Below are 10,874 nucleotides of genomic sequence, written 5' to 3' on the forward strand. Positions count from 1 at the left end.
TCTTCTTGAACCTATAGGAAACATTCCGCCTGCCGAGGCCGAAGAAAGATACTACGCAATGCTGGACATGCCAGAAATGGCTGCATAACTTAAACCAAACGGTCTCCGGCAAACCCGGTGCGGTTCAGATTGGTTTCGCGCATGTCTCATGCGTAGGTCGCATTACTTAAACTGCTCAACGCACTCTTAGGCATTCCTCGTCTTCTATTTCCGAGCCGAATTAGGGAATACCGGTTTGAGCCAATCTCGGAAACCCTTGGATAATTTTTATAGGCGTTTAAGGAGCCAAAATAACCGGCGCAACCGCTTTGCTTTGTGATTAGCGTCGCGGTGCGCCTTCTTATGGTTATGTTTAGGACGTCTCTCTGTTGCATAGGCACGAGAACAACTGCAACGCTTTTAAACCTGATCTCCGTTCCCATAAGATATATTGTGCGGAAAATGTGTGTAGCCGCAAAATGCAAATGTCAGTGCCAGGCAAATTAGATGTGTCAGCCTCCTCTGGTCGGATTGGGCCATGTGGAGGCAGAAGCCATGCGGGTACTGACTATGAGCGATTCAAAACTGGACAAGCTGGAAGATCATACGCGACGTCGACCTTGAACGAATTTCGGTGCATGCCGAGGTCATTATCGTTGCGGGGCTTAGCGAAGCCCCCTGCCCTGTCAGAGCCTTAGGTCGCTGGATTGAGGTGGCCGCAGTAATGTCAGGCACGCCAAACTTAAAACCTCTGAGCCGTCATGAAAGCCGGGCCTGTGATTTCACCGGAGACGGCTGTGGCCCGTTTTAATTACTCGGTCTGAGGCCGGATGGCTCCATGCGCCGCCTGATCCAGCACATCGCGCACCCGTGAGGCCAGTTCTTCGATGGTAAAGGGCTTGTTGATCAGTTCTACACCGGCATCGAGTACACCGTTGTGCACGACGGCGTTGCGGGTGTAGCCGGTCGTGTAGATTACCGGCAAATCGGGACGGTGTTCTCTGACCTTGTCAACAAGTTCACGGCCATTCATTTCCGGCATCACAATATCAGTAAACAATAGATCGATGTCCGGACGCTCATGGAGTATCGTCAAAGCTGATCTGGCATCGCCTGCCTCCAGAATGCGATAGCCGAGTTCGGTAAGGGCTTCGACGGACAGCTGACGCACAAGGGTTTCGTCATCAACCACAAGAATCAGCTCCTTGTGATCGGCCATGGGGATGGTGCCGGACAGATCACTATCGGCTTCCTCGTTGGCCACACCGGTGTAACGCGGCAGATAGATCTTGATGGTCGTGCCGTGACCGACTTCGGAATAGATTTTGATATGTCCGCCGGACTGCTTGACGAAACCATAGACCTGACTGAGGCCTAGCCCTGTGCCCTTGCCGACATCCTTGGTGGTGAAGAACGGGTCAAAGGCCTTGGCCAGCACCTGCGGGGGCATTCCGCTTCCGCTATCCGTCACCGCGATCAGGACATATTGCCCCGGCGCTATGCCCGGTTCCTTGGAGGCATAGCGCTGATCCAGATGGGCATTTTGCGTTTCAATGGTCAGTTTGCCGCTGTCGGGCATGGCGTCGCGGGCATTGACCGCCAGATTCAGCAGAACGCTTTCGAGCTGGTTCTGGTCGGCATGAATGCGCCACAAACCGCCTGCCAGCACCGTTTCAAGCTGGATGTGTGCCCCCAGTGAGTGACGGAACAGATCAGACATGTTGGACACCAGCTTGTTGGCATCAAGCACTTGCGGTTTCAGGGGCTGCTGCCGTGAGAAAGCGAGCAGACGCTGCGTCAGGGTTGCGGCGCGGCGGGCGGCATCCAGTGCGGCGGTGATCAGTCGTTTGGTGCGCGCCTCGTCCGGTGTGGCGCGGCGATCCAGCAGTTCGAGCGAGCCTGAGACAACCGCCAGCATATTGTTGAAGTCATGGGCAATGCCGCCGGTCAGTTGCCCTACGGCTTCCATCTTCTGGGCCTGACGCAGCTGCTCCTGAGCCTGCTCAAGCCGTTTCTGATCATGCATCCGGTCGGTAACATCAAAGAAAAACTGATAGGCGCCGATCTGAGTGCCTGTCTCATCATGTAAAGGGCTGAACTTCATTTCATAAAAGCGCCGGTCGCGGGATGGGTCACCCAGCTCATTAACCTGCGTAAAGCTCTGACCGGTATAGGCGCGGGCCCAGACGTCCCTCACCGCTGACTGCTCCTCAGGCAAATGTTGCAATACCGTCAGCATATTTTCGCCGGCCCTGGGCCTGATGCCGTAGATGCGCTGGAACTCTTCTGTACTGGCGCGATTGACCGCCAGCCAGTTGAAATTCATATCCGCTACCTGAATAAAGGCAGCGGTCGATTCCACGATTTCGGCGAGTATGCGCTTTTCGGCCAACGCGTCCTGAACGCGCTGTTCCAGTTGCGCATTGAGATCCCTGAGTTCCTTTTCGCGTTCCCTGAGTTTCGCCGTTACGCGCGCCCTTTCGGTGGCCGTTCGCGTCCGTTCGGCGACTTCGCGGATAAAGGCCAGTTCACCATCCGACCATTCTCTGGCCGTTTCGTGATTAAGATAGAGCAGTGCAACGAAGCGATCCCTCTCTGATACAGGCATATTGACCACGGACTGTGCACTGATAGCCTTAAGGGCCGCCGCATTGGACCGGGTGCGGGGGTCTTTTTCTGCATCGGCAAAGGTGACGGTTTCACCGCGTTTCAGGTTTTCGATATAGGTGCCATAATCACGAAACCGCAGCACACCGGCCAGTGTTTTGACGCCAGGCGCATTCCAGTCACGCTCTATGGTTATGGTTTCTTCGGTCGTATCAATAATGCCATAGCCCGCCCGACTGACGTTCAGGGTTTCGCCAATTATTTGCGCCGCAATATAGGCGATTTCAGCCGGATCTTCGTGATCACGGATACTGTCGGTCAACCGTGCCAGAGCCGCACGGCGCACTTCGGCCCGTTTCTGTTCGGTGATGTCCCGGGCAATCTTGGAGGCCCCGACGATCTCACCGCGGGCATTGCGCACGGGCGATACGGTGATCGACACGTTGATCAGTTCGCCTGACTTGCAAAGCCGCTCCGTAGCAAAATGATCAACGCGTTCGCCCGTGCGGATACGGGAAATGATCGCGTCTTCCTCGTGCTGAAGTTCCGGCGGAATGAGGGTGGTGATCGACCGCCCGATCATTTCCTGAGCCGTGTAACCGAAAATACGTTCGGCCCCCTTGTTCCAGGACGTGATGATACTGTTCAGATCCTTGCTGATGATCGCGTCATCCGACGATTCCTCTATGGCAGCGAGCTGTGCCTGATGCCACTGGGTAGACTGAGGGTCGAGCGGTTCATTCACTGTGGAAAACTCATGAGTGAGGATGGGCTAAATTCAGTACGAATTATCGTCAGCCCCGGGGAGAACAGCAGTAGTGATGATGAAATAAGGGATCAATAAGTGCGGTGCGCCGAACGCTAACTATTATGATATTCAGCGGATTTACCGTCTTTACATCCGGTTTTACGCAGTAACGCATTCAAATATAATGGAATTGGTAGGCGAGGAGGGACTCGAACCCCCAACCAGACCGTTATGAGCGGTCGGCTCTAACCATTGAGCTACTCGCCCCCATGTGTGCGCAGAAATATATGACGCAGCGGGAAGGCAGCGTGCCTAACATGAGCCTGACGGAATTTAAAGCCTCAATTGCGAAAAACATCCGGATGAATTCATAGCTGTATGACCGGTTCAGCCTCCGTTCAGGCTCTAATCGATATTTGATAAGGAACAAGGCAGGTTCTGTCATTCAGTGATCATGTTACCGCCCTGTTCGCGCCGTAATCGTAGCCTGTAGTGGGTTTACGATTCTCATACTGAAAGAGACAGACTATGAAACCGCTACTTTCCGTTTCGACCGCTCTGGTTGCCCTCGCCATGGCCTGGTCCCCTGTTATGGCCCAACAGGCCCCAATGGTTGCCAAGGCTGAACGGACACATAAAATGCATCAGACATCGACCACCCTCACCCTCTCTGAGACCGCTGAGATCAAGTCTTCGCCTGATGTGGCTTTCATTACGTTTGGCGTGCAGACCGAAGCGAAAACGGCTGAGGAAGCCCTTCGCCAGAATGCGACCAAGATGAATGCCGTCATCGCTGCGGTGAAGCAGCAGGGCATTGCCGAAAAGCATATCCAGACTTCGGGACTTAATCTGAACGCGGTTTATGATTATCCGAGTTCTTCAACGGGCCCGAATACGCCTGTGTTGCGTGGCTATCAGGTGTCAAACCAGGTCAGTATCCGTGTCGAAGAGCCTTCGCGTCTCGGTAATGCCATTGATGCCGTCGTCAAGGCGGGCACCAACCAGATCAACGGCATTTCTTTCGGCCTGAAAGACCCGTCAAAGGCCGAAGATCAGGCGCGTCTGAATGCGACGAAAACCCTGACCGCACGCGCGGAGCTTTATGCCCAATCGTTGGGCCTTAAGGTCAAGCGCATCGTGTCTTTGAGTGAAAACGCCAGCTATAATGCGCCGCCGGTTATGCCGCAGTACCGCATGGTCAAGGCAGAGATGGCGGCAGATTCCACGCCAATTTCCGGCGGTGAGGTTTCGACCTCTGTCACGCTGAACGCTGTGTTCGAACTGGAATAAAACGGGCCTCTCCGTCCCTGTTTGCCTTTCTCAAACCGTCAGGTGACAAATGGGAAACCATCTGTTAACCTTTTGGCGGACGATGGGGCAAACGGGGGCGGGGGCCAATGTTTTCAGGCAAATTCTATCTGTGGCGGCGTGCCGGTATGGGCGCGGTTTTAACCTCTGCGGTCATAGGCGCTGTGGTCGGTCTGGCCCATGCGCAGGACGTGGCGTCCAGCAAGGCCGCACAGCTTAAGGCGGCCCCTTCTCCCCGTTTGCAAAATACCACTCAGGTGGACTGGTCAGCGGCGATAAGACAGGCTGATGGGCCGCACGCACAAGCCCCCTCACCTCAGGCGCGCGGTGTGGCCGCCGAAAAGGCCGCGCCACGCCTTCGGCAGGCCATAAGACCTGTGGCATCCCGTTTGTCGCGGGATCAGGTCAACCGCACGCGCCTGCCGCTCCTGACCCCGCGTGAAGGCGGTATGGTGCGTACCGAACGGGCCAGACTGGTGTCTTTTGGGGATGCCTATTCGCTTAATTTGCCGCAGGATAAGGGGGTCGTCCTGACCGTTACCGGTAATCGCCGTATGGTTCAGGCCAAACGCGGCGAGATTGCCCGCAAACCCCGCCTGAAGCTGGCCAATATCCCCGAAGATGTGCACATCACCCGCCTTGAGGACGGCTGGTCAGCCAGTTTCAGGCGTTTTGGTGTGCTCTATACGGTCGATCTTCTGTGTGATGATGCGCAGGACGTGAAATGTCTTGATGACGCCTATCTGCGTAAGGCGGTGGCGGACATGACGGATGTGTCGCTTGGGGAAGAAGCGCAGAAAGAAGCGGGGGTTGCGTAATGAAAATCCCCAGGTTTTTATCTGGCGTCCTGACGGTTTCGCTTCTGCTGACCGGCTGTGATGACCTGCCCTTTCCGGCGGATAGGGATTCCGGGAGCGCTTCGTCTTCGGCATCGACAAGCTCTGCGTCTGAAAGTGCTTCATCGGCCTCCACAAGTTCGGCAAGCGAGAGCAGCAGTTCCACCTCATCGGAAACGCCCCTGCCCGAGGTGCCGCATCAGGCGGCGGGGCTGCTTCCGGCAGGGTCCGGTTCGGGTTATGACGACACACGTAACTGGGCACCGGGCATCTGTTTTCCGCTGGCTGACACGCCGGCCTACGCCAATTCTCAGGTCTATCGTCCCGGGGGGAGTGCTGTGCCGTCAAACCCCAGTCAGTGCGCGCCGGAAAACTACGCCTATCCGTGGATCGATAATTTCTGTGAAAGCCGAAGCTGGGTCAATCCGGTCTGTAATTCCGGCAAGGGTCATCAGGGGCAGGATTTGCGGCCCAAGGCTTGTACGAACAACACCTATTGGGCGGTGGCCGCCGAGGATGGTGTCATTACTCAGATGGGGTCTTATACGGTGGCTCTGACGGCGGATGCCCCACCCTATCGGGTTTACCGCTATCTGCACCTTCAGAATGCAAGCCTTAAGGTCGGCCTGCATGATCGGGTGAAACGGGGGCAGAAAATCGGCAAGGTGTCCAACAATATGGGCACCAGCGGCGGTAAGCCGGTCTATACGACCATTCACCTGCATTTTGAAATCCGCGTCAGCCAGTCGGAAACCTTAAGCGATGGCACGGTGCTGGCGGAAAATGCTTTTGTCCCGCCCTATACGGCGTTACTTGACGCCTATCAGCGCAAGCTGGCGGGTGATTGTCCGGTTGTGGAATAGATTTTGAAAAAAGCCCTGTGGTTTCTGTTCTCGCTCAAAGGGCGCGTATCGCGCGTACCGTTTATTGTGTTTGCGATTGTCTATTATCTAACTATTTTCATCGCAACATACTGGGCTGACACGTACATGGATGCCTCGTCGTTTCCGCTTAGCCGCGCATGGGCTTTCATGGTTCCCGGCTTCATTGGTGCTATGTTCATCTGGCCTATGTTTGCCACCTGCGTGAAGCGGCTTCACGACATCGATAGGCAAAGCTTTTGGGCCTGGATAATCCTTATCAAACCCGTGCTAGCCGCTATCATCACCTATTTTGCCGCCGACATTCACTTTAATCGAGATGCACAGCCCGCAGAATTGGACAGGTTAGTAAATTGGCCCAACCTTATCAGCTATTATGTTCTACTACTTCAGTTAGTTCTGGCTCTGTGGCCCGGCACCAAAGGCGCGAACCGTTACGGCCCCTCGTCGAAAGAAAAAACCGTGCCCATCGAAGCGACCTTTGAATAACCGCTTGTGACGCTTGCGGCTTTGCGTCACAAAAGGCGCATGAGCCAAGCACCCGATCACACACTTTCGTCCCTGTTCGTCACCGAAGTCTATCGCGCTGATCTGACGGACATGCCGGATTTCCAGACCTTCCTTGAAGAACTGGATGACACCTGCCGTGCCATTGCCGATGAGGACGAAGCCGGTCAGAACTGGTCGCAGCAAAAGGCCTATCTCGGCTATACTTCCTACGGCTCACTCAATGACCTGCCGATGCGGGCCAGCATCTTTGAAGACCTGAAAATGCATCTCGATGCTCATGCCCTGCGCTTTGCCGAGGCACTGGAATATGATGTCTCAGGGGGTGATCTGAAGCTTGATAATCTGTGGATCAATATCCTTGAACCCTATGGCACCCATTCGGGGCACATTCATCCGCACAGCCTGATTTCCGGCACCTTTTATGTACATATTCCTGACGGTGCCAGCGCTCTCAAATTCGAAGACCCGCGCCTGACCTCGTTCATGAATACACCGCCGCGCAAGGCCGGTGCCCGACGCGACCATCAACCCTTTGTCTACGAAGCCCCAACGGCGGGAACGCTTTTGATGTGGGAAAGCTGGTTGCGCCATGAAGTCCCCATAAACCTAAGCGAAGATGTCCGTATAAGCGTCAGTTTCAACTATAGTTGGTAAGGAGAGACAGATGGTGAATACGGCCCTGATCGGTTACGGCTATGCCGGTAAAACCTTTCATGCGCCGCTGATTACGGCGGCGGAAGGTCTTAAACTTACGACGGTTGTGTCGTCTCGCCCCGAAGATGTGCTCTCGGATTTGCCCGATGTCAGGGTTTGTGATTTCGATACGGCCTTAAATGATCCGGCCATTGAATTGGTGGTGGTGGCGACGCCCAATGATCTGCATGCGCCTCAGGCGCTGGCGGCCCTGAAGGCGGGTAAGCATGTGGTGATTGATAAGCCGTTTTGCCTTGATCTCAGTGAGGCCGAAGCCCTGATCGCTGAGGCAAAGGCGGCCAATCGCCTGTTATCGGTGTTTCATAACCGTCGCTGGGACAGTGATTTTCTGACGATTAAGCGATTGATTTCCGAAGATAAACTGGGAGACATAAGCCTTTATGTTTCCCGCTTTGACCGCTTTCGCCCGTTTATCCGCAATCGCTGGCGTGAAGCCCCCGTCAAGGGCGCGGGCCTGTGGTACGATCTGGGGCCGCACCTGATCGATCAGGCCTTACAACTGTTTGGTAAGCCCGATAGGCTGTCGGTTGATCTGGCGCAGCAGCGTCAGGGGTCTGAAGTGGATGATTATTTTCACGCCATCTTATCCTATGGTCAACGGCGGGTTATCCTCGAGGCCAGCGTCATGACACCGGCGCCCGGCCCGCGGTTTGAAATTCACGGCAGTAAGGCATCGTTTGTCAAATATGGTCTCGATACGCAGGAAGCGGCCCTGAAAACCGGCGGTGGCCCTGAGGATATCGACTTCGGCATGGATGGGCATGAAGGGCTGATGACGCCGGTTTTGGCGGGCGATCATGCGGGAATTGCCGTGGGTGTAGCGTCAGAAAAGGGCAATTATGCCGCTTTTTATGCCGAAATCGCGGCAGCTATTGTCACCCATGCCCCCAATCCCGTGCCCGCCGAAGAGGCACTGGAGGTCATGCGCATTATTGAGCAGGGCCGCCTGAGTGCTGCCGAAGGCCGGGTCGTCAGGTTGTAGAGTTTTCCCGCTCCGCTTATTTGCCCCTCTCCCGTACCCCTCCGTCTGGCCTTTGGCCAGCCACCTCCCCATGCTTGCGCATAGGGAGGAGATAAAAGCGCTCTGGCCCATGCTGAGGCATAGGGAGGAGAATTAAGAGGGAGGGAGGGTTAGAACGGCAGGATATTGCGTTTGCGCGAATAGGCCAGCCAGCCGACATTGGCCCCCAGACGGAAGCCGACACCGGCGCGGATCGGGGCCAGTACAATGCCTTCGGCGCGTTGATAATTGACCCCAAGGCCGCCGACGAAATAGGCCGAGCCTTCGACACCCGGGAAGCGGCGGAAGACCTGATCGGGGCTGTCGAGGAAATAGGCCAGTGTAAAAACGCGCGAGGCGTTTACGCCGCCGTCAAAGCCTGCGGATGGCCCCTGCCAGTAGACGGTTGTCGGGGCCTGCAAGGACTTCATATGTACCAGACCCTTGCCATAACGCAGGCCAAGACCAATGGCACCGGACACTTCTTCACCGGCAATATAGGCGGTTGGCGCATCACCATAGTCCATGAAAATCTTTTCAAAGGCGCTCCCCAGCGCTTCGGCGGTCACTCCGAGAAAATCAGAGCCTGCGCTCAGGATTTCATCACGATGATAGGCGGCATCGCCTGTATTGGCCCGTGCCAGGGTAGGCAGCGCCAGCGAAGGCGCCGCTACGGCGGCACCGGCGGCCAGACCGTTCATTAAAAACTGACGACGTTCCATAAAAACACTCCCAGAGCGGACAAACAGGCGGAAACTATATTAAAGGCTTTGTTAACCCAAAATCCGTGACCAAAGTCTTACCAAGACGCTCATCTCCGGTTCATTTTGGTTAATGCGCGCGTGATAAGGTGTCCGTATGGCAGCGGCAAAAATATGTCCGTTATGCGACCGATAGGAATTATGACGTTCGCCACACGACGGGCAACAGAGGGGCGTACGGTGTGGTGAACATGGTTGAGGCGATTTTCTTCTATACTCCGGATGGCCCTTACGGTGAATTCTCTAATTCGCCAAATTCGGCGTGGCTCTGGATGGTGTCTGGTGGCCGACGGCCGAGCACTACTTTCAGGCCCAGAAATTTGATGATCCTGCTTATCGGGAGAAGATTCGACGTGCATCGGCAGCCAAGCAGACGGCCGATTTGGGCCGACGAGATAAGGACATAAGTCGGTAAAACACAGTCTTAGTCCCAATCCTTGCGGCAGTCCTTGTTGCCTTTCAGGGCGTCCTTGATGCCCGGATAGGCGGCGCGGCCTTCGCGGTATTTCTGCCACGTGCGTTCACGTTCGGCGAGGCACAACTGGGTTGGGCGGGTTTCGCGCGGTTTCAGAGGCAGGGTCAGATCCTCAGGGGCCTCGCCTAAGGCACAGTCCTTATCAAGCGGTTTACCCAGACGGCGCTGCTCAAGGCAGGCCTCGCGCTTTAGCAAGCCCTGCGTCAGGGCTGCCCGTCGCCTGTTGCCGCCGGCATCATAGGCCTTTGGGGTGACGGCATGGGCTGTGTCCGGTGCGGATTCGGGGGGGGCGTCCGGTGCCGGTTTGGGAGCGATTGGCAGAATGTCATCGGTCTGAACGGCCCTGGCCGGTCGCGGGGATGCAGGATCAGGCGTTGGTGGCGGCGCTGGCCTGTCTGTACGTGGCGCAGGTTCTGTCTCTGTCTTTGGCGGCGCGGGGGATTGGGTCTGCGGTATGTGCCACAACTCGATTTCGACCGGTTCAAAACGCATGGGCAGCGGCTTAACCGTGCTCAGGGCGACGACCACCAGCGCCAGAACGTGCAGCCCCAGCGCCAGAGCCACGCCCCCTATCCACTGTATATGTCCGCTTTTTTGTTTCATGCGTTCGAAGGATGCGCATGCAGACATGGCCGGATTGGGGCGCGGTTATGTGGGCACTTACATATTGTCGCCGGTGCGGGCGTCATAGGCTTTTAGCGTGCGTTTGGAGACCTGCGCGCGCCAGACACGTTCGATATTGGCGCGAACCCAGCCAATATCGACGGCCTCAGGATGCGCCAGAACCAGCGGATAGGGCCGATGGTGATCCGTGGTGAAAAAGGTGTCGGGGTCAGCCTCGATCAGAAAGTCGCGCTCGGCCATGTCGACTTTGAAAACCGGCGCGTCATATTTCGGATTCCAGAAGAGAATGACCTTCTTGTTGACCTTAGGCTCAGGACCCATTGATTTTGTTGTAGTGATCTGATTCATGCTCCTGAGGAGTGTGGATTATGAGTGACCTTTATTGGCTGACGGACGAGCAGATGGCCCGGCTTCAGCCTTATTTTCCCAAG

General features: G+C 55.9%; 10 protein-coding genes and 1 tRNA gene. 6 read left to right on the plus strand and 5 right to left on the minus strand.

The window, feature by feature from the left end:
- Nucleotides 1-790: 790 nt before the first annotated feature.
- Together E5201_RS14985 and E5201_RS03900 are read right to left on the minus strand one after the other, a co-directional pair.
- A complete protein-coding gene (locus E5201_RS14985) occupies nucleotides 791-3,331 on the minus strand; it encodes a PAS domain S-box protein (protein ID WP_140984710.1) in 2,541 nt (846 codons plus the stop codon).
- A gap of 194 nt (nucleotides 3,332-3,525) precedes the next feature.
- A tRNA-Ile gene (locus tag E5201_RS03900) sits at nucleotides 3,526-3,601 on the minus strand.
- A gap of 261 nt (nucleotides 3,602-3,862) precedes the next feature.
- Here E5201_RS03900 and E5201_RS03905 point away from each other — a divergent pair.
- The 6 genes from E5201_RS03905 (at nucleotide 3,863) to E5201_RS03930 (ending at nucleotide 8,565) form a co-directional block, all read left to right on the plus strand.
- Nucleotides 3,863-4,624 carry an SIMPL domain-containing protein gene (locus tag E5201_RS03905; protein ID WP_140984711.1) on the plus strand — a complete coding sequence of 254 codons (762 nt, stop codon included), beginning with the start codon at nucleotides 3,863-3,865 and terminating at the stop codon, nucleotides 4,622-4,624.
- A 107-nt stretch (nucleotides 4,625-4,731) separates the two neighbouring features.
- Nucleotides 4,732-5,460, plus strand: coding sequence for a hypothetical protein (locus tag E5201_RS03910; RefSeq protein ID WP_140984712.1), 729 nt, complete (start codon nucleotides 4,732-4,734; stop codon nucleotides 5,458-5,460).
- Nucleotides 5,460-6,341 carry a M23 family metallopeptidase gene (locus E5201_RS03915; RefSeq protein ID WP_246050389.1) on the plus strand — a complete coding sequence of 294 codons (882 nt, stop codon included), beginning with the start codon at nucleotides 5,460-5,462 and terminating at the stop codon, nucleotides 6,339-6,341. Before E5201_RS03910 ends, E5201_RS03915 begins: the two co-directional genes overlap by 1 nt.
- A gap of 3 nt (nucleotides 6,342-6,344) precedes the next feature.
- Nucleotides 6,345-6,848, plus strand: a complete 504-nt coding sequence (locus E5201_RS03920; protein WP_181404535.1) for a DUF805 domain-containing protein — start codon at nucleotides 6,345-6,347, stop codon at nucleotides 6,846-6,848.
- 39 nt (nucleotides 6,849-6,887) lie between these two features.
- A complete protein-coding gene (locus tag E5201_RS03925) occupies nucleotides 6,888-7,523 on the plus strand; it encodes a TIGR02466 family protein (protein WP_140984714.1) in 636 nt (211 codons plus the stop codon).
- 10 nt (nucleotides 7,524-7,533) lie between these two features.
- Nucleotides 7,534-8,565 (plus strand): oxidoreductase, encoded by a 1,032-nt coding sequence (locus E5201_RS03930; RefSeq protein WP_140984715.1) that lies wholly within the window; start codon nucleotides 7,534-7,536, stop codon nucleotides 8,563-8,565.
- Nucleotides 8,566-8,714: 149 nt separating this feature from the next.
- On the opposite strand, the gene E5201_RS03935 is transcribed toward E5201_RS03930, so the two are convergent.
- From E5201_RS03935 to E5201_RS03945, 3 genes are all read right to left on the minus strand, one after another.
- Complete coding sequence (locus E5201_RS03935) at nucleotides 8,715-9,305, minus strand: EipA family protein (RefSeq protein WP_140984716.1); 591 nt, start codon at nucleotides 9,303-9,305, stop codon at nucleotides 8,715-8,717.
- Nucleotides 9,306-9,768: 463 nt separating this feature from the next.
- Nucleotides 9,769-10,422, minus strand: a complete 654-nt coding sequence (locus E5201_RS03940; RefSeq protein WP_140984717.1) for a hypothetical protein — start codon at nucleotides 10,420-10,422, stop codon at nucleotides 9,769-9,771.
- Nucleotides 10,423-10,479: 57 nt separating this feature from the next.
- A complete protein-coding gene (locus E5201_RS03945; RefSeq protein WP_140984718.1) occupies nucleotides 10,480-10,791 on the minus strand; it encodes an MmcQ/YjbR family DNA-binding protein in 312 nt (103 codons plus the stop codon).
- Between the last annotated feature and the right edge of the window lie 83 nt (nucleotides 10,792-10,874).

The sequence above is a fragment of the Asticcacaulis tiandongensis genome (assembly GCF_006475605.1).
Lineage (GTDB): Bacteria > Pseudomonadota > Alphaproteobacteria > Caulobacterales > Caulobacteraceae > Asticcacaulis > Asticcacaulis tiandongensis.

Excerpts from the sequence above, each read along its gene's own strand:
- E5201_RS03905 (WP_140984711.1), top strand. The coding sequence starts at position 3,863 with ATGAAACCGCTACTTTCCGTTTCGACCGCTCTGGTTGCCCTCGCCATG.
- E5201_RS03910 (WP_140984712.1), top strand. The coding sequence starts at position 4,732 with ATGTTTTCAGGCAAATTCTATCTGTGGCGGCGTGCCGGTATGGGCGCG.
- E5201_RS03945 (WP_140984718.1), bottom strand. The coding sequence starts at position 10,791 with ATGAATCAGATCACTACAACAAAATCAATGGGTCCTGAGCCTAAGGTC.
- E5201_RS03930 (WP_140984715.1), top strand. The coding sequence starts at position 7,534 with ATGGTGAATACGGCCCTGATCGGTTACGGCTATGCCGGTAAAACCTTT.
- E5201_RS03935 (WP_140984716.1), bottom strand. The coding sequence starts at position 9,305 with ATGGAACGTCGTCAGTTTTTAATGAACGGTCTGGCCGCCGGTGCCGCC.
- E5201_RS03940 (WP_140984717.1), bottom strand. The coding sequence starts at position 10,422 with ATGAAACAAAAAAGCGGACATATACAGTGGATAGGGGGCGTGGCTCTG.
- E5201_RS03925 (WP_140984714.1), top strand. The coding sequence starts at position 6,888 with ATGAGCCAAGCACCCGATCACACACTTTCGTCCCTGTTCGTCACCGAA.
- E5201_RS03915 (WP_246050389.1), top strand. The coding sequence starts at position 5,460 with ATGAAAATCCCCAGGTTTTTATCTGGCGTCCTGACGGTTTCGCTTCTG.